The organism is Corallococcus sp. AB049A, assembly GCF_003668885.1.
Lineage (GTDB): Bacteria > Myxococcota > Myxococcia > Myxococcales > Myxococcaceae > Corallococcus > Corallococcus interemptor.
The window spans coordinates 1-23,734 of the sequence record NZ_RAWL01000091.1 but is presented as its reverse complement, the minus strand read 5'-3'; the positions used below and the strand labels follow the sequence as shown (position 1 = coordinate 23,734).

At 70.8% G+C, this 23,734-nt stretch carries 18 protein-coding genes and 1 pseudogene; 13 read left to right on the top strand and 6 right to left on the bottom strand.

Annotated features, from left to right (window positions below; all coding sequences use genetic code 11):
• From D7X55_RS12830 to D7X55_RS12820, 3 genes and pseudogenes are all read left to right on the top strand, one after another.
• A pseudogene (locus tag D7X55_RS12830) lies at positions 1 to 240 on the top strand (ABC transporter ATP-binding protein); the annotation flags it as partial.
• 127 nt (positions 241 to 367) lie between these two features.
• Positions 368 to 760, top strand: coding sequence for a hypothetical protein (locus tag D7X55_RS12825; RefSeq protein ID WP_120548122.1), 393 nt, complete (start codon positions 368 to 370; stop codon positions 758 to 760).
• An 82-nt stretch (positions 761 to 842) separates the two neighbouring features.
• Positions 843 to 1,778, top strand: coding sequence for a hypothetical protein (locus tag D7X55_RS12820; protein WP_147470096.1), 936 nt, complete (start codon positions 843 to 845; stop codon positions 1,776 to 1,778).
• On the opposite strand, the gene D7X55_RS12815 is transcribed toward D7X55_RS12820, so the two are convergent.
• Positions 1,747 to 2,478: a hypothetical protein gene (locus tag D7X55_RS12815; protein ID WP_121723207.1), complete on the bottom strand. Its 732-nt coding sequence runs from the start codon at positions 2,476 to 2,478 to the stop codon at positions 1,747 to 1,749. The two genes, D7X55_RS12820 and D7X55_RS12815, sit on opposite strands and share 32 nt — an antisense overlap.
• A 106-nt stretch (positions 2,479 to 2,584) precedes the next feature.
• Here D7X55_RS12815 and D7X55_RS12810 point away from each other — a divergent pair, with 106 nt between their 5' ends.
• Both D7X55_RS12810 and D7X55_RS12805 read left to right on the top strand, forming a co-directional pair.
• A complete protein-coding gene (locus tag D7X55_RS12810; protein WP_120548119.1) occupies positions 2,585 to 3,346 on the top strand; it encodes a hypothetical protein in 762 nt (253 codons plus the stop codon).
• 2 nt (positions 3,347 to 3,348) lie between these two features.
• Positions 3,349 to 3,903, top strand: a complete 555-nt coding sequence (locus D7X55_RS12805) for a hypothetical protein (RefSeq protein ID WP_171435580.1) — start codon at positions 3,349 to 3,351, stop codon at positions 3,901 to 3,903.
• 7 nt (positions 3,904 to 3,910) lie between these two features.
• On the opposite strand, the gene D7X55_RS12800 is transcribed toward D7X55_RS12805, so the two are convergent.
• The 5 genes from D7X55_RS12800 to D7X55_RS12780 all read right to left on the bottom strand — a co-directional run bounded on the left by D7X55_RS12800 (position 3,911) and on the right by D7X55_RS12780 (position 11,070).
• Positions 3,911 to 4,624, bottom strand: coding sequence for a hypothetical protein (locus tag D7X55_RS12800; RefSeq protein WP_120548118.1), 714 nt, complete (start codon positions 4,622 to 4,624; stop codon positions 3,911 to 3,913).
• Positions 4,621 to 5,601, bottom strand: a complete 981-nt coding sequence (locus tag D7X55_RS12795) for a TadE/TadG family type IV pilus assembly protein (RefSeq protein ID WP_120548117.1) — start codon at positions 5,599 to 5,601, stop codon at positions 4,621 to 4,623. The genes D7X55_RS12800 and D7X55_RS12795 overlap by 4 nt, the downstream gene beginning before the upstream one ends.
• On the bottom strand, positions 5,601 to 7,142 hold the full coding sequence (locus D7X55_RS12790; RefSeq protein ID WP_120548116.1) for a pilus assembly protein: 1,542 nt from the start codon (positions 7,140 to 7,142) through the stop codon (positions 5,601 to 5,603). The genes D7X55_RS12795 and D7X55_RS12790 overlap by 1 nt, the downstream gene beginning before the upstream one ends.
• Positions 7,121 to 7,915 (bottom strand): TadE/TadG family type IV pilus assembly protein, encoded by a 795-nt coding sequence (locus D7X55_RS12785; protein ID WP_120548115.1) that lies wholly within the window; start codon positions 7,913 to 7,915, stop codon positions 7,121 to 7,123. The genes D7X55_RS12790 and D7X55_RS12785 overlap by 22 nt, the downstream gene beginning before the upstream one ends.
• A gap of 101 nt (positions 7,916 to 8,016) precedes the next feature.
• A complete protein-coding gene (locus D7X55_RS12780; protein ID WP_121723206.1) occupies positions 8,017 to 11,070 on the bottom strand; it encodes a helicase-related protein in 3,054 nt (1,017 codons plus the stop codon).
• A gap of 341 nt (positions 11,071 to 11,411) precedes the next feature.
• On the opposite strand from D7X55_RS12780, the gene D7X55_RS12775 reads away from it, so the two are divergent.
• From D7X55_RS12775 to D7X55_RS12740, 8 genes are all read left to right on the top strand, one after another.
• Entirely contained in the window at positions 11,412 to 13,268 is a 1,857-nt protein-coding gene (locus D7X55_RS12775; protein WP_121723205.1) for an ATP-binding protein, read from the top strand.
• Positions 13,269 to 13,536: 268 nt separating this feature from the next.
• Positions 13,537 to 15,399: a cytochrome C gene (locus D7X55_RS12770; protein ID WP_120548112.1), complete on the top strand. Its 1,863-nt coding sequence runs from the start codon at positions 13,537 to 13,539 to the stop codon at positions 15,397 to 15,399.
• A gap of 28 nt (positions 15,400 to 15,427) precedes the next feature.
• Positions 15,428 to 16,591, top strand: a complete 1,164-nt coding sequence (locus D7X55_RS12765; RefSeq protein WP_120548111.1) for an FIST signal transduction protein — start codon at positions 15,428 to 15,430, stop codon at positions 16,589 to 16,591.
• 12 nt (positions 16,592 to 16,603) lie between these two features.
• Positions 16,604 to 19,570, top strand: a complete 2,967-nt coding sequence (locus D7X55_RS12760; RefSeq protein ID WP_121723204.1) for a response regulator — start codon at positions 16,604 to 16,606, stop codon at positions 19,568 to 19,570.
• A complete protein-coding gene (locus D7X55_RS12755) occupies positions 19,563 to 19,982 on the top strand; it encodes a response regulator (protein ID WP_120548109.1) in 420 nt (139 codons plus the stop codon). Before D7X55_RS12760 ends, D7X55_RS12755 begins: the two co-directional genes overlap by 8 nt.
• A 212-nt stretch (positions 19,983 to 20,194) precedes the next feature.
• Positions 20,195 to 21,502, top strand: coding sequence for a tryptophan 2,3-dioxygenase family protein (locus D7X55_RS44150; RefSeq protein ID WP_199746946.1), 1,308 nt, complete (start codon positions 20,195 to 20,197; stop codon positions 21,500 to 21,502).
• The gene (locus D7X55_RS12745) at positions 21,499 to 22,644 is read left to right on the top strand and encodes an aminotransferase class V-fold PLP-dependent enzyme (RefSeq protein ID WP_121723203.1); all 1,146 of its coding nucleotides are present in this window, start codon (positions 21,499 to 21,501) and stop codon (positions 22,642 to 22,644) included. The genes D7X55_RS44150 and D7X55_RS12745 overlap by 4 nt, the downstream gene beginning before the upstream one ends.
• 8 nt (positions 22,645 to 22,652) lie before the next feature.
• Entirely contained in the window at positions 22,653 to 23,687 is a 1,035-nt protein-coding gene (locus D7X55_RS12740) for a methyltransferase (RefSeq protein WP_120548107.1), read from the top strand.
• The last annotated feature ends 47 nt before the right edge of the window (positions 23,688 to 23,734 follow it).

Here is a 23,734-nt window from a genome sequence, read left to right as displayed (position 1 = left end):
GACAGGCCCACGAGCGCCCTGGACGCCACCAGCGAGGCGGCGGTGGGCGCGGGGCTCCAGGCGCTGATGAAGGGCCGCACGGTGCTGGTCATCGCGCACCGGCTGAGCACCGTGCGCGACGCGGACCTCATCGCCGTGGTGGAGGGCGGACAGGTGGTGGAGGCCGGCACGCACGAACAGCTGCTCGCGCTGCGGGGCCGCTACGCGCGCCTGTTGGGCGAAGGCGCCGTCGCCGCCTGAACGCCGCCCCGCGGGGCCATGGCGTCCGCTGGCGAAGTGCGTGTTCCTTCCGCCCGTGCCCCACTGCTCCACTCCATTCCTGGCCTTGCGCGACCGGGCACGCCCTGCGACCCTTCCATCCCGGCCCATGCCTCCGACGCCGCCCCGCGAACGAGAGCCGCTGTCGCTCAACGCGCTCCTCCTGGTGCCCGCCCTGCTGATGGCCGCGGGCGCGTGCGTCGCGGTGGCCGCCCGTCACGTCGCGCTGGCCGCCGCCTTCACCGGCACGCTGGTGCTCGTGCCGCTCGTCTTCCGGCTGTGGACGCGGCCCTGGTACCGGGGGCTGGTGCTGCGCGGCTTGGGCCTGTTCATCGCGGGCATGCACCTGCCCATGCTCACGGGCGGCGTGCTCGCGTACGGGCGCATCGGCTGCGAGGGCGCGGACTGCGGCCAGACACTGCTCTGGGGCATCGTGCTGGCGCCCGTGGCCGGCGCCGTCTGCTCTGTCGTGTACTGGCTCGTGGGCCGTCCCCCCGTCTGAATTACAAGGAATCACCGGAGCCCTATCCTCACTGGAAATGCTTGTTCCAGTCAGACCTCACGTCGCGCCCGGGTTGTTCGCCGTGGCGTTCGCGGTCCCCGCCACGGTGTGCGTGCTGGGGAGCTCGCTCCCGGTGCTGCTCGGCACTCCCTCTGGCCTGTTGAGCGTGGTGGCCTCGGCGGGGCCGTTCTCCCTGCTGCTGGGGCTGGCGCTGGTGGTGGAGGTGCCGCTGCTGACCATCGCGGCGGGCTCCACGCTTCAGGGCCGCGCCGCGGTGCCGCTGGCGGTGATGGTGGGCATGGCGACGGTGCCCTGGACGCTGGGCCTGTTGGGCACGGAGGTGCTGCTGGAGCGGATGCAGGCGGCGCTGCCGGGGGTGTCCGCGTCCGATGCGGGCATCGCGCTGACGGCGGGGCTGGGCAAGGCGATGGCCCCCCGGCTGCTGGGCGCCTGGATCAGCGCGGTGCTGCTGGGCTCGCTGTCGGTGGCGCTGGCCATGGCGCGCTTCAACAGCCCGGGCGCGGGGTACAGCGCGCGGCGGAGCCTGCTGCTGGGCAGCCTGGTGTCGGCGGCGCTGGCGGGCATGGCGGTGGTGGGCACGCTGGAGGCGCACCAGCTCTTCACGCTCCTGTCGCGGCTGTCGCGCGCGCCCGGCGAGCTGCGCCCGGACCTGATGGCGGAGGGCATGGCGCGGGTGGCCCAGCTGCGCGTGGTGCGCTGGAGCTGCTTCTCCTGCCTGCTGGTGCTGGGCTGCGCCTGGCTGATGACGTACCGCGCGGCGGAGGCCCGGCGCACGCGCGCGCTGGAGTGGGTGGGCGGCCTGGTGCTCACCGCCGCGGTCGCCGTCCTGCTGTTGCTGGACGCGCACCCGCTGCACACCACGCTGGGCCCGGAGCGCGTCACCACCGGAGGCCGCAGGACGTCCGGCCCCATCCCCACCGAAGCGGACGTGACGCACCTGATGGGCGGGCGCTCGCCCGTGCGGCTCAGCCTCCTCGCGACAGCAGGTACAGCATGACGAGCCCCACCACGACGGCGAAGGCGAAGACGGCCACCATCACCAGGCCCTCCGACTTGCGCACCACCGGAGGCAGGACCTCGTTGGGCAGCGGCTGACCGTAGCGCAGCACCACGGGCTCCGGTTCGGGCTCGGGCTCTCGCTGGGGCTCCGGCGCGGCGGCGGGAGTGACGGCCTCGCGCGGCGGCGGCGCCACCGGCGTGAAGGTGACGGTCCGCGTGGGGACGGTTTCGCGCGAGCCGGGGTTGCGGCCCAGTGGCGCCTCCAGACGGTCGGGCGACGTGACGCTGGACATCTCCAGCCCCTCGCGCGCCAGCGCCAGCACGCGCTGCATGTGCAGGATGTACCGGTCCTGGCCCTCGTAGGTGGCGAGCGCCTGCGCGGCGCGCACCAGCCGCTGCGGCACCAGCTCCGGGTCCGCGCGCACCTCCGTGGACACGGGCCGCGCCTCGCCGGCCTCCACCCGGCCGGTGCGCACGCCCTGGCCGCTGGCCCAGATGCAGTGTTCATCCAGGAGCGTGAGCTCCTGACGGCGCACCCGGCCGTCCTCGTCCACCAGCGACATCAGCTCCGCGCCCTGGGGAGACAGGTGCCAGACGGTGCGCAGGCCGTTCTCCCCCAGCGGGCCTTCCACCGCGCGCGCGCGGTAGAGCTCCTGCATCGCGGACTTCAAGGGGTCGGACGAAGTTTCCACGGCCATGACTGCCGCACAGTAGGGGCGCCGCGTCCGAAACGGAAGCCACGCGCGCTTGAGCATGTTTGCCCCGTGCGCGGATGCCCGCCTTGTGCCTACCGTCCATCCCACGATGAGCCGCTCCAAGAACCGAGCCCCCGACTTCGTCCGCCAGTTCGAGGGTGCACAGACGCTCGACGGACTGCTGGAGCTGGCCGGCAGTCCCTGCGACACCGCCGACGTGCTCGAGCGCATGCGCGAGGCGCGCGCGGAAGGCGCCGATGCCAGCCAGGTGATTCCCACCCTCTTCGAGGGCGAGCCCCGCTTCCGGGACCCGGACCTGGCGCGCCGCCTGTACCAGAACCTCCTGGGCCTCTGGGACCTGGTGCTGGAGGGAAAGGCGGTGAGGCCGGAGGACGGCCCCCGCCCGCCGCGCCCGAAGAAGGAGCGCGTGCTGCCGCCCACGCCCTTCCATCCGGACGAGCCCACGGGCGAATTCGTGGAGGCCGCCTGGCGTTATCTGGAGGACGACGACAAGGCGCGCACGCGGCTGATGCACGCCTTCGAGAACCGCCAGGATGGCCTGCTGGGTGCGCTTGACGCCGCTGGCCTCACGGATGAAGGTTACGGAGTCGCCCGCCACCTGCTCTTCGAGCTGCACGCCATGCTGGAGCTGGGCTGGCCGCCGGGGCTCGGGGCCGTGGATGTCAGGGCCCTGGACAGGGAGCCGGATGCGCCGCCCGCGCCGGACGCCCTCCAGGAATACGTGACGGAGAGCTTGTTCGAGGCGGAGCAGGACGAGGAGCACCCCCTCGCCCCCGAGGAGCTGGCGCAGGTGCGCACCCTCGTCCGGCGGGGACTGGCGGCGCTGTGGCGCGCGCGCAAGGGGAGATGACGATGGCCCGAGACGACAACGACGGTGGTGGCTTCACCGGCAAGCGCAACAAGTCCTACCGCGAGCTGGACGCGCAGCGCGGCAAGAGCAAGTACCACTCGCGCCAGGACGACCCGGCGCAGCAGAAGCTGGAGCGCAGCGCCAGCTACCAGAAATACAAGACGGCCGCGGACGCGCTCTTCACCGGCGGCGAGCTGCCGGAGGGGCTGGCGAAGACGTTCGACCCCGAGGGCAAGCGCAAGGCCCAGAAGGACGCGCTGCGCAAGGTGCAGGAGTCGGAGACGCGCGCGGACTGGGTGAAGGGCGTGGTGGACTACCTGGAGAAGTATCCGGACATGCCGGAGGACGCGTACTTCCTCGACAGCCTGCTGGACCACCCGCGCGAGCGCATCGTGGACAAGGCGCTGGCGAAGCTGGAGGCGCTCCAGGAGGCGGGCACGCTGCAGAAGAAGCTGCCCAAGAGCCTGGACCAGCGGCTGAAGTCCATCGAGCTCACCGGCCTGGACCCCGACATGCAGGGCCGCGCCAAGGCGCTGCGCGAGAAGCTGCGCGCCTGACTCAAAGTCAGCGCTGCTGGTGGATGATCACCACGCCGCGCTGGCCGTCCTTGCCGGGCTGGTGCGTGAGCCGCAGCTCCGCGCCGGACCGCGAGTACAGCCCGGGCTCGTCGCCCTTCTTCCACCCGGCCTTCGCCAGGGCGTCGTCGTAGAAGGCGTCCACCTGCGGACCCGTGAGCGGCACCTCGAAGGTGAGCGTGCGCGACCCTTCCGTGTTCACGCGCAGCACGCCGTGGGCCTTCGGCGGCAGCGGCGCGAAGTCCCCGGCCGCTGATTCCGGCGGACGCGCCAGCGCGTGGTTGGCCTCGCCCAGGTACAGCATGGTGGTGCCATCCGCCTGCGGCATCATCACCACGGTGTAGGTGATGCGGCGCTTCGGATCCAACGCGGTGAGCATGGCCGCGTTGTTCGCGTACTGAGGCTGCTCCTTGCCGGGCGGCACGTAGAGGCCACCGTCGCGGTACGCGTCCGCGAAGCGCTGCACCAGGTCGCGGAGGTTCTCCTTCACGTGCACCGCGCGCAGCGCCACCGGGATGCCACCCGCCTCCACGATGTCGCTGGACTCCACGTGCGCGATGACCTGGAGCCTGGGCCACGCGAAGCGCGGCGCATCCGGAACACCCGCGTCCGGCACGCCCGCGTCAGGGGCCGCGAGGGCACCGACGGGCAGGCCCAGCACCAGCGCGAGCACCGCGCCCGCCGCGCGCCCTGCCCGCTTCAATGCGGCACGCCTCCCAGCCACTTGCCCTCGCGGTGGACGTTGTACTTGTGGCTGATGTTGGGCGCCACGAAGGGCGTCGTCTCCCAGACAGACTGATTGCCCGCGTGCGAGCCACCGATGTTCTGCTCGTAGCGGCTCTCCTGGCCACGGAAGCTCATGAAGAACTGGTCCTCGTTCACGCCGCCCTCCGCGCCCACGCCCGCCATCAGCGCGCTGCCCGCGTTCCCGGCGCCGCCGTTCTTCTGGTACACGCTCTGGGCCCAGTTGTAGTAGTCCAGGTTCCCGCAGGCGCCGCCGCTGTCGATCTGGAGCGGGCACTCCTGGCCCCCCGCCAGGGTGGACAGACCCCAGTCATCCAGCAGCATGAAGAAGCGCCGGTTGCAGCGGCCGCCGGACGCGCGTCCCGCCGCGCACACCGTGAACGGATCCGTGGCGCGCCGGTGCGACACCTTGAAGAACTCCGGCTCCATGAACCTGCCCAGGCGCTCCGCCCGCAGCCGGGTGGAGGCGGTGCACGAGATGCCGTCCGACTGCACGTCCATGGCCTGCCGCAGGGCCGTGGAGCCCAGGTCCGCGTCCTGCGGCCGGATGCCCAGGATGCCAACGTCGCTGCCCGCGGGCCGCGTCGGCTCGCAGTCCACCTGGATGCGGGTGGCCCGCGCCAGGGCCAGCTGGAACGTCATGGCCCCGCTGGTGCGGCCCGCGCGCCCGTCGAAGTCCTCGTAGCGCCCGGCGGCCTCCGCGGACGCCAGCGCCTCCGCGTTGCGGCGCTGGAAGACGCCGTTCTGCGGGTTGTGCATCACGTGCCCGGTGGCCTCCCACAGCGCGAAGTTGGCGGCCTCCTGCACCTTGAGGCTCAGCGCGCCCACCTCCGCGAAGTAGATGCCGAACATCAGCACGGTCACGAACACCAGTGACCCCAGCGCCGTCTCGACGAGCGCCTGCCCGCGGCGCGACCTGGAAGCGCGCGTGCGCATCAGTACCTCCCGCCCGTCTTGCTGCCACCGCGGTAGCCCGCGGAGTCCAGCTTGCGCAGCGCCTCCGCGTGCTCGGTGAAGCCCGCCTGCTGCAGGCTGCGTGCGGGCTTGTCGTCACGGGCCCCCTCCGTGCTCACCAGCGTGGCGCGCCAGAAGGGATTGAGGAAGTTGGGGGGTTCTTCCCATCCCCCGCCCGCCGCCGCCGGACGGGGCCGGTGGTAGTAGGCCAGGCCCGCGGACAGCGCCACCTGGTTGCGCTGCACGTCCTCCAGGCCGGTGGGCTGGATGCGCCCGAGCGGCGCGGCGTTGTCGAACTCCGTCTCCTGGTTCGCGAACTTGAAGGTGAACAGCAGGTTCCACGGGTCGGGCCTCGCCCGCCGGTCCGCGCTGGCGTAGTCGCGGCGGAGCATGGCGTACAGCTTGGGCTGGCCGAAGTCGTTCTCGTCCGGGCGGGGACCGTTCAAGAGGCTCGCGTTGAAGCCCACCGCGTTCGGCCAGATGCCGGGGCACACGTTGCATGCGCCCAGCGTGTGGCGCTCGTCCACCGGCTTGCTGTTCTCCGAGCCTTGTCCCGGGGGCGGCTGGCCTGCGCCGTAGACGTGCTGGTCCTCGTCGGACTGCTTCTCGTCGGACATCACCCACGCGTCGGTAGCGCCACCGGGAACGACGGTGCCGTCCGGGCAGGTGACCATCACCGCTCGCCCGTGGTCGTGCGCCCACGAGTTGCGGCCGGAGATGGTCTGGTAGGTGGAGGAGTCCATCGCGGAGGCGCTGCCGTAGTGCTTGAAGCCGGGGTTGTGCGCGGCGGCGCCCGAGCCGAAGCCCGCGCTGCCGGTCCCCCGGTTGTGCACCCACGTCCAGCCCATGCTGCCCATGGTGGCGTTCAGGTTGGCGGTGCTCTGCCCCCCGGCCAGCGCCACCGCGCCAGAGGTGTCCGGCACGCCCCCCGCGCGCTGCAGTTCCTCAAACGTTTCGAAGGACATGCCGGAGGACGCGCCGCCGGACACCTCCGCCAGCGACTTGCCGTCGCCCGCGGGCGGGGCCTCCAGCTCACGGTTGACCGACTCGGCGATGTGCTTCGACAGCCCCTGGCCCGCCAGGTGCGTGCCCACCAGCACGCTGTACATGGCCAGCTCCGAGCGGAACATGTCACCGGCGCGCCCCTGCAACTCCTTCACCTGCTCGGCCGCCGCCTGGTCCAGGCCGGACCAGACCGGGTCCGCGATGGCGCACGGGGACAGCTTCCGTGCGGCGTAGTGCTGGCTGCCGTAGCTGATCATCGACTGCGTGCCCGCCATGGCCACCATGTGGGCAATCTGGGCGCGGTTGAGCACCGCGATGGCGTTGAACGTGCGCGCCGTGGACACCGCCTGGCTGTACGCCGCCGCGTCCGCGGCCATCTGGATTTCGACGCGCTCCTTGGCGCGCATGCCAAAGCCCAGCGTCCCCAGCACCATCAACGTCAGCAGCAGCAGCGTGAGCGAGAACAGCACCAGCGCCTGGCCGCGCGCGCGGGACTTCAGAAGCCGTGCAGGCTGCATCCGGCACCTCCCTGGAAGTTCGCCGCCTTCACCGGGGTCATCATCTTCATGGCCGCGTGGACCTGGATGGGGAACAGGTAGTGGCCCTGCGCGTTCCAGCGCACCATCCGGTCCCCCAGGTCGCCGCCGGGCCAGTCATCCGGCCCCAGCTCCACGTCGGTGTCCGCCCACCAGTCCGACTTCTTCTGCGCCGGGTTGAGGGGGTTCGCGTCCGTGTAGTTCTTCAGGTGGAACTGGGCCAGGAACATGCGGCTCATCACCCAGTCCGCGAATGGGATGCGCATGTAGTACCAGGCCACCATGCGGATCTCGAGCGTGCGCTGGCGCATCAGCGCCGGGTCGTCCGTGGGCACGTCGAAGAGCAGGTCCTCCTCGCCGTGGCCGCGCACCCAGCCGACGCCCGGGGACTCACGGACGATCTCCACCATGGGCCCTTCGGTGAAGAGCGCCCCCTGCGTGCCTCGCACGCGCAGGTAGTTGCGCCTGCGCTTCTCGAAGGCGTCGGCCAGCTGCGCGGGCGTGCGCGTGTGCTCCACGGTGGGCAGCATCGTCACCAGCGCCGCGTGCGTCATCGCCTCGCAGCTGCCGTGGTTGAGGCTGCCCGCGCGCACCGCGCGGTACACCGCCACCTGCGCCAGGATGCGGCCCTGCAACAGCATGAAGAGCTGCAGCGTGCCCAGCACCATGAACACCACGAGCGGCATGCACAACGCCGCTTCCACGGCGGCCTGACCGGACTCGCGCTTCCGACGCTGGGGGTGGGGGAAGGCCATAGGGGGAGGCTGCCTTCCTCCTAGATTCTCGATGATTGGGGAATCGGTCAAATGGACGGAGACCCGCCAAGACCGATTCCATACTATCAGGATGGTTTGGCTCAGCGGTTGAGGGTGAACCCGCAGGCCGCGTCCAGCGCCACCTTCGCGCCCGTGAGCGCCTGGAGCAGGCGCTCATAGTGATGGCGCTCCGCGTCAACCTGGGCCTCCACCTCCTCCGGGGGGAGCCCCTGGTGGGACAGGGAGAGGCGCAGGCGGGCGGCGGCCGCGTCGCGCTCGGCCTCGATGCCGGCCCGGGCCTTCTTCGCGGCGCGGGCGAGCTCCGCCTCGGCGGCGTCCTGGGCCACCGGCAGCGCGGCGTCCACGAAGACGCCGAAGCCGGGGAAGGCCTGGTGGACCTCGTCCCCCTTCAGGGCCTTGCCCTCGGATTCCAATGCGGCCAGTACGGAAGCGTCGGCCACGGGGCCCTGGGGGCCTTCCACCACGGCCACGGGCAGCAGGGTGCGAGGCAGGAAGCGCGCCAGCTGGCGGCTGGGCACGCGGGCGCCGGGCGACGTGTCCGCGGGCTCCGGCAGCTGGACGTGGAAGAGCAGCTCCAGGCCGCGCGCGGGCTTCTTCACGGAGCGCTTCTCGATGTGGCGGAAGCCGCTGCGGCCGTAGGGGCCGTCCTTGAGGAAGCCGAACAGCGCCTCCACCAGCGGGTGGCCGGTGGCGAAGTACTCCAGTTCCTCCGCCTCCACCGCGGTGTCGCGCCAGAAGGTGCCCAGCACGGTGCGGTCCTGCATCACGTCGATGCCGGGCAGACCCTCCACGTTGAGCGCGTGGCCGAACTGGAAGGCCACCTGGAAGGCCTCCACCTGCTCGTCGGTGTCCACGCCAATGCCCACGCGCCGCGCCAGCTCCGTGACGGTCTCCTCCAGGCGCTCGTCCAGGTCGCGCGCCACGCTCCACAGCCCGTCCTCCAGGGGCGGAGCTTCTTCCTCGGAGTCGTCGCCGGGCTCCGGCGCCTCCTCGCCCATGCGCTCCTGCGCGCGCGCCACCAGCCGGGCCACGGCGGGCTTGTCGAAGCTGCGGACATCCAGCAGCGGGTCGTACGCGCGCTTCACCTGCTCGCGCGCCGCCTCCACGCGGGCCTTCAGTTCGGCGGCGTACTCCACGCGCGCCTCGCGGGGCAGCAGGGCCAGGTCCGCGATGCGGTCCTCCACCTCCTCCAATACGGCATCCAGGCCGCCCACCGTCTCACCGAAGACGCCCACTGCATCCGCCAGCAGCATCAGCACGTCCGCCGCGAGCGTGCCCGCGGGGTCGAAGACGTGGATCTCCACCGGGTGCGTCTGGCCGATGCGGTCCAGGCGGCCGATGCGCTGCTCCACCGTGGACGGGCTCCACGGCAAATCGTAGTGGACCAGGTGGTGCGCGAACTGGAAGTTGCGGCCCTCGCCGCCCACCTCCGTGCACAGGAGCACCTGGGGCCCTTCCGGGTCGCGGAAGCGCGCCACCTGCCGGTCGCGTTCCACGAGCGGCAGGTCGCCGTGGTAGCCCAGCGCCTCCACGCCCTCGCGAGACAGCTCCGACTGGAGCGATTCCAGCGTGTCGCGGCTCTCCGTGAACACCAGCACCTTCGCGCGCGGCTCCGCCTTCCAGATGCCGCGCAGCACGCCCACGAACGCGATGAGCTTCGCGTCCCGGCCGGTCGGCTTGAGGTCCGCGCCCTTCAGCGCCGGGTTTGACTTCACCGCGCCCGTGAACGCCGCGGGGCTCGACTCCAGGCGGCGCAGCACGTTGGCCAGCGGCGCGCCGCGAAGCGTGCCCTTCGCCAGCGTGGCCAGGGCCGTGTCGCGCGCCTTCAATTCCTCCGGTGACAGCTGCACCGGGTGCCGGTGGAGCCTGCGCGTGGAGAAGCCGCCCACCACCGCGCGCCGGTTGCGCACCAGCCGGTCGGACAGGCTGTACGTCTCGGCCAGGTGAGCGAGCAGCGCCTCCTTCTCCTTCAGCGTCTGCAGCCGCGCGTCCTCCGGGAAGCGCTTCGCCAGCGCGGCCACGGCGGCCTTCGCGTCCTTGCCCTCCAGCAATGCGCGCACCGCGGCGGACAGCTCCTCCTGACGCTGGAGCCGCGCCTCGAAGCCCTTCACGGACGGCGCGGTGCCTGCGTCAATGAGCGTGAGCAGGCCGTGGTACTCCGCCGGATCCAACTGCATGGGCGTGGCGGTGAGCAGCAAGAGGCCCCACGAGTTCGCGGCCAGCCCCTTCGCGGCGGCGAAGGCCTTCTCGCCCTTGAGGTGGTGCGCCTCGTCGATGATGACCAGGTCCCAGAACGCGTCCTCGGCGGCCACCTCTTCGCGGTGCTCGCGGGTGCGGCTGAGCAGCTCCAGGCTCGTCACCACCAGCGGGAAGCGCGCCCACGGGGAGACGTCCGGCGCTTCCTTCAGCGACTGCTCGTAGCGGTCCGAGTCCATCAGCGTGAAGAGCTGGTTGAACTTGTGGAACAGCTCCACCAGCCACTGCACCGTGAGGTGGCTGGGCGCCACGACGATGCACCGGCGCGCCAGACCCACCAGGCGCAGCGCGCTGAACACCATGCCCGCTTCAATCGTCTTGCCCAGGCCCACTTCGTCCGCCAGCACGAAGCGCGGACGGCGCGCGGACAGCACGCGCTGAACCACGCCCACCTGGTGCGGCTTCACCATCACCCGGCTGGCCAGCAGCGCGCCCAGCGCGTCGCCCCGGCGCTCGTCGTCCAGCACCAGCGCCTGCTTGCGCAGCATGAACGCCTTCGCGTCCCCCACCCGCCCGTCGCGCAGCGTGGACAACAGGTCGGAGCGCGGCGCCAGCGCGCGCACCTCCGACTCCGGCAGCTCGTCCTCCTCGCCCGTGTCCTCGAAGCGCACCACATAGCGGCGCAGGCCGCGCGCGCCCGGCTCCTCGCCCAGGATGGTGGCCTTGCGTCCCTTCGGCGTCTGGATGGGCTCGCCCTTGGGCAGCTGGTACGGCACCAGCGCGCCGCCGCGCGTGGACACCAGCACGGGTGCATCCTCGCGGGACGGGAAGGCGATGAGGGCCTTGGCCCCCTGCTCCTGCAGCGACAGCAGATGCCCCACACCCCACTCGGGCTGCGGGAGGTAGCGGACCTTCAGACCTTCGACGAGAGACGCCATATGCCGTGCAACACCTGGGTGACGAGGAGGGGGCGCTCCATAACGTCCCGGCGCCCGGAAGGCCATTTCACAGGCGCTCCCACTCCTTCCAACCCCTTGATTCCAGGCCCGAGTTCCCGCGGCGCGCCCCTCACCGTCCACCATCCGACAGCCTCGCCGCGTCCTGCCCGCCAGAAACTTCCCATCCCTGGGGGTAGGGTCCATGATTCCATGACAAACATGTAAAAACAGGGTTATAGGATACCCTGCCCGACAGTGCGATGTCGCTCACCCCACCTTTTCGGTGATGTTGAGCGTCCTTCTGCACAGAAGCGCTCGGTGCCGTCGGGGGGGAGTGCCTCATGCTGCGACGTTGGACCTTCGCTCAGCGGGTGGGGGCGGGTCTGTCCGCGTGCCTTCTGGCCGGACTCATCCTGCTTGCCACCCTGGTGTCCGCGGCCCACACGCTGACAGTGGACGACGGGGCCCTGGGCCATCACGCCTCCGACATCCTCGCTGGCGTCCTGGGCCTGGGGGCCCTGGTCGCGCTGGTGCTGGTGCTGCGAAACGCGCTGGGCCCCATGCACGCGGAGGCCGTGCAGAGCGAACAGCGGTTGCACCTGTTCATGGATGGCGTGAGCGACTACGCGCTGTGCTTCCTGGAGCCGGACGGCACCGTGTCCTGCTGGAGCACGGGCGCGGAGCGGCTCACCGGGTGGACGTCCTCCGACATCGTGGGCCAGCGCGTGGAGGTGCTGCACGTGCCGGACGCGGTGACGCACGGACTGCCCGCCTCCCACCGCGAGCGGGCCGCGCGCGAGCGCCGCCTGCAGTCGGAGGGCTGGCGGATGCGCAAGGACGGCTCGCGCTTCTGGGCGGAGACGCTGCTCACCGCGCTGTACGCGGAGGGCGGCACACTGCAGGGCTTCGCGGAGGTGACGCGCGACATCACCGAGCGCAAGCGCACCGAGCGCATGCAGGCGCTGCTCGCGGAGGCGGGCCGCGTGCTGCAGCCCCAGGCCGGCGCCAAGGAACTGGGCAACGCGCTCACGCGTTTGTGCGTGCCGGAGATCGCGGACGCGTGCGTGCTGTACCTGCCGGACGGCAAAGGCGACGTGCGGCCCGGCGCGGTGGCGTGCGCGGACGCGGCCACCCAGCAGCGGCTGTGGGAGCCGCTGATGCGCCAGCCCTCCGCGGACGAGCCCGGCCCCGCGCGCGTCGTCCACACCGGCCGCGCCGAGCGCTTCGCGGAGGTGGACCCCGGCCGGCTGCCCTCCTCCGTCAGCGACAGCCCCTACGCGGAGCTGTGGCGCGCGCTGGGCGTACGCTCCGCGCTGAGCGTGCCGCTCGTGGTGGACAACCGCGTGCTGGGCGCGCTGTGCCTGCTGTCCACCCGGCCCCACCGCCACTACGGCGCGGTGGACCAGGCCTTCCTGGAGGAGCTGTCCGCCCGCGCCGCGCTGGCCCTGGACAACGCCCGCCTGATGGCGGCGACGCAGAACGCGCTGGAGCTCATTGGCGTGGCGGCGCACGACCTGGGCACCCCGCTGAGCTCGCTGCAGCTGCGCCTGCGCCGCGTGCGCCTGCAGTGCGCGCCCACGCAGGGGGACGACCCGCGCCTGCGCGAGGGGCTGCTGCTGGCCGAGGACGAGACGAAGCGCCTGGGCCAGCTGGTGCACAACCTGCTGGACCTGTCCCGGCTGTCCGGCGGCCGGCTGGTGCTCCAGGCGCAGGCCATGGACCTGGCGGAGCTGGCGCACGAGGTGGCCACCCGCCACGAGGACCAGGCCGCCGCCGCAGGCTGCGCCCTCACCGTCCACGCCCACGACGCGGCTCCGGGCCACTGGGACCGCCAGCGCCTGGACCGCGTCCTCACCAACCTGGTCAGCAACGCCCTCAAATTCGGCCGAGGCCAACCGGTGGAGGTGCATGTGAACGTGGACGAGGACTCACACCGGGTCCGCATGTCGGTGCGAGACCACGGCGCCGGCATCCCCGTGGACGCACAACAGCGCCTGTTCACCCGCTTCGAGCGGGTCACGACGGACAGCCGCGCGCCGGGCTTCGGCCTGGGCCTCTACATCGTCCGGCAGCTCGTGGAGGCCCACGGCGGCACCATCCACGTCCACTCCCGCCCCGGTGAGGGCTCGGAGTTCACGGTCGAACTCCCGTTCACCCCGGAAGCACGGCAGGAGGAGGGAAACCTGATTCGAGCCTGACCCGCCCGGGTGGGTTGCGCCCCATGACGCCCTCCCATCCAGTCACGAACAGTCCGAGTTCGCCTCTGAGTAGAATTATTCTCAGAAGTTGAACCCGTCTGTTGATTGTGGATATTCTCCGTACGGCTAGAACTGCTCGTTTTCGGCAAAAGCCGGATTTGAGTTCGACCCTCCGCCAGCGTCCCCCCGACGTCAGGGCATGTGGGTCCCAAGGCCGCGACGCTGCTCCGGCAGCAGTCCGCACATACGCGTTCGGAGGAGTCCCCTCATGGGTGGAGCTGACACGATTCGGGAGCGGTGTTCTCGCACTTCCCCCCGCCTGTTCACGGCGGGCCGCGCGAGCCTGCTGGCCACCCTGGCCAGCCTGACGGTGGCGTGCGGCGGTGCGGAAGGCGAGGACCTGGCGTCCTCCCCCGCCGCCGTGGAGCCCCAGCTCGCGACGCAGGGCGAGGCGCTGTCCGTGGGCGACCTCCTGGGCGTCGGCAACCGCGAGGCTCCCGTGGGCCTGGCCCTGGAGGTGGACAACGGGGAGGGCGTGCCCCTGAAGGTGAAGGCCGGGCAGACCTTCTGGGTGAACCAGATTGACCTGCGCGCCTCCATCAACGCCACGAAGGACGAGGGCGTGGACGGGCTGCGTCAGAACAGCGACTTCCTGGCCATTGGCTGGAACGGCGTGCGCCTGGCGGACCAGGAGTTCGTGGGCCTGTCCAACCCGGACGGCACCTTCACCCGCCGCCGCTTCTACCGTGACGCCGCGTGGATGAAGGCGCCCAGCCTCTTCACGGTGGAGCCGGTGGATTCCCGCGGCCTGCTGACGGGCGCGCCGGTGCTGTTGAACATCGGCACGGACGACACCCGCCGCACGGAGCGTGACGACTTCTTCATCCGCCGCATGCGCGCCATCCAGTGGACGCGCGACTGCCGCTCGCTCACGGACTGCACCGGCGCCAAGGCCTATGAGGAAGAGGCCCTGGTGGAGCTGCGCAACGCGTACGACCACGCGAAGAAGCAGACGCTCACCTTCACCTCCCGCACGGTGGGTCTGCGCCTGCGCTGGAGCCTGCGCCCGTTCGCCCCCTACTACATCCCTGTCACGCAGGTGTCCCAGCCGGCCTACAGCTACGGCTTCGGCATCGACATCAAGCCCCTGACGGCGCCCCGCAAGGACGGCACGTATGCCCCCGGGTCGGACGTCACCTTCCAGATGACCCTGAAGGACGGCAAGGGCAAGGCCCTGCACAAGCCCGGGAGCCTCCCAACCTACAATGAGGTCGCACCCCCGGGCGCTCCCGGCAATCCCGCGGGGATCCAGTACTATCAGGCCTTCTTCAACCCCACGACGACCTACTACCGCCGCAAGCACCAGGAACGGATGATGATGACGCAGCTCATCGGGCCGGCGCAGGACATCCAGCCCATCCGGACCATCGTCGACCTGGAGGCCTTCCTGGACGACTCGCAGGACGTGCAGACCATCGCCACCCCGGCGCGCGACGGCGTCTATGCGCAGTTCATGACCTTCCCGCCGTCCAACAAGCTCTTCGGCGGCGCCTTCTTCCCCAATGACGGCCGCTGGGACGCGCCCGTGAGCGACACCTGGACCTACCACCTGCCCGCGGACGCGAAGCCCGGCACCTACCTGGTGACCGCCAAGGCGCGCCGCGTTTTCATGGGCGAGGACCGGCCGGCGTCCCGCACCATTGAAATCCAGGTGGGGACGAAGACGCACACGGAGGCCGTACTGACCACGGGTCCGTGCAACACCTGCCACAGCAAGGGCGGCGAGCTGAGCGAGGTCCTCCATGCGAACGACAACCGCGCCGCCTGCGCGTCGTGCCATGCTCCGCTGGGCTTCGAACTGGAAGGTCCCATCTTCGTGCGCACGCACTTCCTCCACTCGCGCTCCAACCGCTTCGACGCGCCCCTGGAGAAGTGCACCTCCTGCCACCTGAAGCAGGAGACCACGCAGCGCACCAGCAAGGCCGCGTGCCTGTCGTGCCACAAGAGCTACCCGGACAGCCACGTGGAGAAGTTCGGTCCCATCGAGAGCATGTACGTCGGCGGGGGCCGCGAGTCGTTCCAGCAGTGCACCGGCAGTTGTCACAAGACACACCCCGGCAGCGGCTTCTAGCCGCCGCCGGTTCGCACGGAGGTCCTCCATGGCGCATGTGAAGATGCAGACGGCTCGCTCCACCCTCACGGATCCAGTCGCCGTCGCTGAGGACCTCCTGCGCCAGTTACACGGTCCCGCCCCCAAGCTGGTGACGCTGTTCGCGTCCCGGCAGCGCGACCAGCGCGCGCTCAACCGCGCGGTGCGCGAGCGGCTGCCCAAGGACACCCGGCTGGTGGGCGCCACCACCGCCGGCGAGCTGGACAACAACGGCATCCACGAGAACAGCGTGGTGCTGGGCGCGCTCTCCGGCGACTTCGAGGTGGGTCTGGGCCTGGGCAGCGGCCTGACCGGGGACGCCATCGCCGCGGGAGCGCAGGCCATCAAGCGCGCGTGCGAGGAGCTGGGCGTGCGCCAGCAGGACCTGGACGCGCGCCGGTACGTGGGCCTCGTGATTGACGACGGCTTCCGCTACAAGAAGGAAGAGCTGCTGCTGGGCATCCTGGAGAAGAACCAGACCCTGGTGCTCGTGGGCGGCGGCGCCAGCGACTCAGAGACGGACCCCGCGCGCCAGTCCGCCCTCATCCACGTGGATGGTGAGGTGGCCGGCGACGGCGTGCTGGTGGCCCTGTTCAAGACGAACGCGCCCTGGGCCGCGCTGCGCTCGCACTGGTACGTGCCCACCGGCGAGCGGCTGACCATCACCAAGGTGGACGAGACGCACACGCGCGCCCTGGAGATTGACGGCAAGCCCGCCGCCCGCCGCTACGCGGACATCCTGGGCGTGGAGAACATCGCGGACCTGGAGTTCGGCCGGCCGGGCGGCTTCGCGCTGCGCCCCACCGCGCTCAAGGTGGGCCGCGAGTACTTCATCCGCGCCGCGTGGCGCCCCCTGGAGGATGGCTCCATCCTCTTCGCCAACCTCCTGGAGGAGGGCAGCGAGCTGGACCTGATGAAGGCCGGCGACCTGGCGGGCATGACGCGCAACTTCTTCGAGGAGGAGCTGCCCAGGCGGGTACAGAACCCCCAGGCCGCCCTCCTGTTCCACTGCAGCGGACGCCTGTGGTACGCGCAGGCCCAGGGTCAGCTGCCGAAGCTCTCGGAATCCTTGAAGCTTGCACCCTCCGCTGCTGGGATGAACGTGCAATTCGAGATTTACTCGGGCTTCCACATCAACACCACGCTGACCGTGCTCGCGTTCGGCTCCAACTAAGTCCCCCAGACCATGGCCCAGCACCCGTTCGACGCGGCCCACGCCGAGGCGCCTCTTGGTTACACCCTGTCGCTGCTGCTGGTTGGCAGCGAGCGTGAGACGCGCGCCATGCGCGACGCGCTGGAGAAGGAGGACATCCTCTCCATGCTCACGCTGGAGCCCGTCAGTACCCGGGAGGCCCTGGAGCAGGCGCTGGAGCGCCCCTGGGCCCTGGTGCTGGTGGGGTCCGAGATGCCGGGCATGACCTGGGAGGACGTCCAGGCCGCCTGGGTGAAGCGCGGCCGGGAGACGGCCTTCGTGGTGAGCGCGCCCTCGTGGAGCGCGGACACGCTGGCCACCGCCATGCGCGCGGGCGCTCGCGACTACGTCACCGAGGACCGCTACGGCCACCTGCCCTTCGTGGTGGCGCGCGAGCTGCGCCTTCACGCCGAGCGCGCCCAGCACCAGATGACGGGGGTGGAGCTCAAGCGCACCAACTACCTGCTCAGCAACATCATCGACGCGCTGCCCTTCGTGCTGTTCGTGAAGGACGCGGAGACGCGCCGGCTGGTGGTGGTGAACAAGACGTTCGCGGACGCCTTCAAGGTCACCAAGGAGTGGCTGCTGGGGAAGCTGGACCACGACTACTTCCCCAAGGAGCAGGCGGAGTCGTTCATCGCCATCGACACGGAGATCCTCGAGACGCGCAAGATGAAGACGTTCGAGGAGGTGGCCCGCGCGGACGGCGTGGACCGCATCTTCGCCACGCGCAAGATTCCGCTGCTGGACGACCAGGGCGTGGCGCGCTTCGTGATGGGCGTCACGGAGGACATCTCCGACCGCAAGCAGAACGAGGAGGCCCTGCGCGCCTCCCGCGACGAGCTGGAGGCCGCCAACAAGCAGCTGGCCGCCAGCCTGGAGGAGATCAAGAAGACGCGCGCGGTGTCCGCCCGTTCACTGGCCAGCTACCAGCAGCGCGCGCTCCAGATGGAGATCATCCGCCAGCAGAACGAGGACCTGGACCGGCTGGCCCAGGAGCTCTCCGTCGCCAAGCGCAACGAAGAGGAGCGCGCCCGCGAGGCGGAAGGCGCCGTGCGCCTCAAGAGCGAGTTCCTGGCGAACTTCAGCCACGAGATCCGCACGCCGCTCAACGGCATCATCGGCTACTGCGACCTCTTGATGCGCGAGGAGGGCAACCGCCTGACGCCGCACGGCCGGCGCGACCTCAACGTGGTGAAGACGAACGCCAAGACGCTGCTGGCGCTCATCAACGACATCCTGGACCTGTCCAAGATTGAAGCGGGCCGCGTGGAGGTCGTCACCGAGCCGGTGGACGTGCAGGAGCTGGCCGACGAGTGCATGGCCACCGTGAAGGAGTACTTGAAGGGCAAGGACGTGGCCCTCACGGTGAACGTGGACAACGAGGCGAAGGAGATCCGCACCGACGCGCTGAAGCTGCGGCAGATCATGCTCAACCTGTTGAGCAACGCGGCCAAGTTCACCGACACGGGCGAGGTGGCGCTCACGGTGGTGCCCGCGGGCGGCGGCGAGCTGCTGATGACGGTGGAGGACACCGGCGTGGGCATCCCGTCGGATCAGCTCCCCTTCATCTTCGAGAAGTTCCGCCAGGTGGACGGCACCACCACGCGCAAGGTGGGCGGCACGGGCCTGGGTCTGGCCATCGTGCGCGAGCTGACGCGCGTGCTGGGCGGCACGGTGGACGTGAAGAGCACGCTGGGGCGCGGCTCCACCTTCACCGTCCGGCTGCCGGACGTGCTGGCGAAGACGGTGGGCGCGGACAGCCCGCACGCCACGGAGCGCCTGGTGCCCTTCCAGGACGTGGCCCAGAAGCTGGCGCCCATGGCGCGGCCGGGCAGCACGGTGCTGGTGGTGGACGACGACGTGCTCATCCAGCAGCTCGTCACGGGCCAATTGGAGCCCGCGGGCTTCAAGGTCGTGACGGCCAATGACGGCATCGCCGCGATGAAGCTCGCGCGCGACGTGAAGCCGCAGGCCATCCTGCTGGACATCCACCTGCCGCGCATGGACGGCTGGTCCGTCTTGAGCCAGCTGAAGAGCGACCCGGCGCTGGCCTCCATCCCGGTCATCCTCGTATCGGTGGAGGAGCAGCGCGCGCGCGGCTTCAGCCTGGGTGCGTGCGAGTACCTGGTGAAGCCGGTGGAGCCGGATCGCCTGGTGGAGGTGGTGCAGAAGAGCCTGGCCTCCGCGGGCACCACGGCCGCCGCGGGCGACGTGCTGGTGGTGGACGACGACGCGGCCACGCGCGAGCTGGTCAGCCGCAACCTGCGCCGCGCGGGCTTCTCCACCAACGAGGCGCGCAACGGCGAGGACGCGCTGCTCAAGGCGCGCGTGTCGCCGCCGTCGCTGGTGGTGCTGGACCTGATGATGCCGAACCTGGATGGCTTCGAGGTCCTGCGCCGGCTGCGCGCGGAGAAGCTGTCCGTGCCGGTGGTGGTGCTCACCGGCAAGACGCTGTCCAAGGAAGAGGAGACGCTCCTGCGCGACGGCTTCGCCGGCTTCGTGCGCAAGGGCGGCACCGCGCTGGAGGACGTCATCTCCCAGGCCAAGGGACTGCTGATGTCCCAGCGGGCGGCCAGCGCGGGGAAGCTGCCTCGCGTGCTGTACGTGGAGGACAGCGAGCAGAACCGCGACATCGTCCGCAGGTACCTGGGCGGACTGTATGACCTCATCGAGGCGGAGGACGGCGAGCAGGGGCTGGAGCGGGCCCGCAACGACGCGCCGGACCTCATCCTCATGGACCTGTCCCTGCCGCGGCTCGACGGCTGGGAAGTCACCCGCAGGCTCCGCGCGTTGCCGGATGGGCAGAATGTGCCCGTCATCGCCGTTACGGCGCACGCGGGTCGCGAGTACCAGGACAAGGCGCACGCGGCCGGTTGCACGGCCTACATGACCAAGCCCCTGGACCGCGATCAGCTCATCGAGACGATTCGTCAGTACCTAGGGAGAAGCCATGGCTGAAGCAAAACCGCGCGTCCTTGTCGTGGACGACGATCCGGACCTGCTCGACCTCGTGCAGCGCTCGCTGAGCGCGTACGGGTTCGAAGTGCAGACCCACACATCCGCGCTGGGCGTGTCCAACATCGTGCGCGCCTCCGAGCCGGACTTCGTGCTCATCGACGTGAACTTCCCCGCCCTCAAGGGGGACAAGGTCGTGGGCCTGGCGCGCCAGTACGCCCCCCCGGGCACCCGCTTCATCCTCTACTCCGCCTCGGATGAGGCCAAGCTGCGCTCGCTGGCCATCGCCTCCGGCGCGGACGGCTACATCTCCAAGAGTGTCCAGGGCGCGGACCTGGCGCAGAAGCTCAACGCCATGCGCCTCAAGCCTCGCCCGGCGTCACCCAACCGGAATCCCTCACCGGTTGAGAGCTGACCCACCCCATGGGTGAGCCCGACCCCTCGGGCCACCCCGTACTCCGGTTGGATGGGAATCTCAAAAATCGATAACCCGCAAGCCCGGTATGACTTGAAGTTCACCAAAAGGGCTGTAAGGTAGTCGCTTCTAGAGATTTACGCGCTCACTGTTCCCTGCGACTGGGGCGCGCTCTACCCACCACGAACTGCCTGCGTCCCCCCGGAGGCACCTTGCACACGTCTACCGATTACAGCCACGCGGAAAAGCTGAAGCTGGAGCTGACTCAACCCATGTTCAACGTCATGTTGAAGAAGTGGGTGGGCAAGGGCGAGCTGGACTACGAGCGCTACCTGCACACGGACACCCTGCTGGCGCTGCAGTCGCCGGAGGGCGAGCTGGTGTCCCACGACGAGCTGATGTTCCAGATCGTCCACCAGTCGCAGGAGCTGTACCTGAAGCTGGCGTCGCGGGAGATGGTGGAGGTGGTCGCGGAGATGGACCGCGACTCGCTTTGGGCGGTGTCGGCGCGGCTGGTGCGGGTGCAGAAGATCCTCGCGGGCATCAGCGCGGAGATGGCCATCCTGGAGACGATGACCCCGGCCGAGTACCAGGTCATCCGCCGCAGCCTGGGCAACGGCAGCGGGCAGGAGTCGCCGGGCTACAACACGCTTCGCCACGCGGCGGACGGGTTGGAGTCCGCGATGGAGCGCATGCTGGCGCGTCGCGGGCTGACGCTGTTCCAGGTCTATTCGGCTGGGGGGCCGAAGGACCTGCAGCACGTCTGCGAGCAGCTGGTGACGGTGGATGAGAGCTTCCAGGGATGGCTGTACGCGCACTACCAGCTGGTGCGCCGGACGATTGGCATCGACCGCACGGTGAAGGCGCTGGACGGGCTGCCGTCGCAGGTGCTGCAGGCGCGCATGACGCTGCCGCTGTTCCGCGCGCTGTGGGACGTGCGCGTGGAGCTGACGGCGGGCTGGAAGCGCGAGGGTGGTTTCACGCCGGGCGAGTCGCGCTCCGGCGGCGGCTGCCCGATGGCCGCGATGAGGGACATGGAGATGCCCGTGGCCCAGGCGCACGCGGCCCACGCGCCCACGGCGTACGCCGCCGCGGCCCCCGCGCACGAGGCGCGCACCACCGGTGGCGGCTGCCCGATGGCCGCGATGCACGGGCAGCACGCTCCGGTGGCCCACGCGGGCGCGGTGCACGCTCCGATGGCCCACGCTCACGCCGCCACGGCCCACGCGGTGCCCTACGCTCCGCACGCGCCGGTGGCCCACGCGCAGCCGGCTCCGGCGGTCCATGCTCCGCACGCGGTGCCCCACGCTCCGCACGCGCCGGTGGCCCACGCGCAGCCGGCTCCGGCGGTCCATGCTCCGCACGCGGCGCCGCATGCTCCGGCCCCTCATGCGGCGGCGGCTCCCGCGCCCCATGCGCCGGTGCCCCACGCTCCGACGCCTCACGGGCCTCACACGCACTCGCACACCGCGCAGGTGTCGGCGTACGTCCACGCCCAGGAGCTGCGGAGCCAGTCGTGACCGTGGCGGCGCTCCCGGGAGCCCTGCGCGCGGAATACCCGCTGCTCCAGACCTGCACGTACCTCAACAGCAACTCCACCGGGGCGCTGCCCCGGGCCGTGGAGGGCGTGCTCGCGCAGTACTGGAACACCATGCGCGCGTGGCGCGATGACACCTGGGACACGTGGCTGTCCCAGATGCAGGCGTACGCGGACGGCGTCGCGGACCTCATCGGCGCTCCGGCCGGCTCCGTGGCGCTGGACACCAACCTGAGCGCGCACCTGTCGCGCCTGGCCTCGTGCCTGGACTTCTCCGGAGAGCGCCGCCGCGTCGTCATCACCGACCTGGAGTTCCCCACCGTGCCCTTCATCTGGAAGGGCTTCGCGCGCTACGGGGCGGAGCTGGTCGTCGTCCCGTCGAAGGACGGCCGCGTGGACGAAGCCGCGCTGGAAGCGGCCATCGACAAGCGCACGCTCATCGTCTGCGTCGCCCACGGCGCCTTCGCCACCGGCGCAGTGCTGGACCTCGCGCGCATCGCGAAGGCGGCGCACGCGGCCGGGGCCCTCATCGCCACGGACGCGTACCAGACCGTGGGCACCGTCCCCATCGACGTGCGCGCGCTGGACGTGGACTTCCTCATGGGCGGCGCGCACAAGTGGCTGGGCGGCTCCGAGGCCGCGTTCCTGTACATGCGCCCGGGCCTGCTGCCCACCCTCCGCCCCGCCGTCACCGGGTGGCTGGCCGGCGCGTCCCCGCTGGGCTTCCAGCAGACGACGGACTACGCCCCGGACGCGCGCCGGATGATGGGCGGCACGCCCGCGCCCCTCATGGTGCTGCTGTCGCGGCCCGGCCTGGACCTGATCAAGGGCGTGGGCATCCACGCCGTGCGTGAGCACTCGCTGAAGCTCACGGACCGGCTGATGGCCCGCGCGGACGCGGCGGGACTGCGCGTGGTGACGCCGCGCGAGCCGCACCAGCGAGGCGGCGTGGTGGCGATGAGCTTCCCCGGCGATGTACAGGTGACGCAGCGGCTGGTGGCGCGCGGCTTCATCTGCAGCCACCGGGGCTTCCTGCGCGCCGCGCCACACTTCTACAACACGCCCGAGGAAGTGGACGCCTTCATGGACGCGCTCATCGAAGAGCAGCACAATCCAAGCGCATGAGCAGTCAGATGCCTCCCTTCACGCGCGAGGCGCCATCGCCTCGCGCCCTCCTGCACCTGCTGTTCAACGGCGCCCGCGCGATGGACGTCGTGGAGACGGCGCTGAAGCTGGGCCTGCTGGACGCGCTGGAGCCCGGCCCGGTGACGCTGGGTGAGCTGTCGGCGAAGCACGGCCTCGTCCCCAAGCGGCTCTACAAGTTCCTCGACTGCCTGGAGAGCCTGGGCCTGGTGCAGCGCGAGCAGACCAGCGACGCGCTGGAGGCAGCGCGCTACCGGAGCGTGCCCGGCCTGCGCGACGCGGCGCGCATCGTGCTTGGCGAGGGCTCGCTGGAGCGCGACCGCGAGAAGTACGACTGGAAGGCCCTGCACGGCCGGCTGCCGGAGACGCTGCGCGGCGAGCACTCCATGTCCGCCACGTCGTTCGACTGGCCTCCGCGCACGCCCGAGCAGGTGGAGGGCTTCGAGGCCAGCATGGCCGCGGGCCTGGGCCCCATCCTGGAGACGTTCCGCGCGCACGCGGGCACCCTGTGGCCCTCCGAGTCCCGGCTGCTCGACGTGGGCGGCGGGGACGGCACGCTCGCGGAAGCCCTGCTGCGTCAGCACCCGACGCTCGCCGTGGACGTCTACAACCTGCCCGCCACGGAGGCCCTGGTCACGCGCACGCGCGAGCGCGCGGGCCTGTCCCCCAAGCGGCTGGGCTTCGTGGGCGGAGACTTCCTGAAGGAGCCGCTGCCCCGGGGCTACGACGCGCTGTCGTTCGTGCGCGTGCTGCATGACTGGCCCGCGGAGGTGGCGCGGTCGCTGATGCAGGCCGCCTTCGCCGCCCTGCCCTCCGGTGGCCGCGTGCTCATCTGCGAGGAGTTCCGCACCCCGGAGCGGCTGGCGGCCCAGTTCTTCTGGTCCTACTTCCTCATCGGCGTGGACACGTGCGTGAGCCGGCTGCGCGAGGTGGAGTTCTACCTGGAGGGCCTCACCGGCGCGGGCTTCACCGACGCGCACGTGCTGCCCGGTCCCTTCGAGCTGGTGGTGGCCCAAAAGCCCTGAGGAGCCCTGAGAAGCCCTGAGGTCCCCCACCCGGGGCGTCCTCCCCC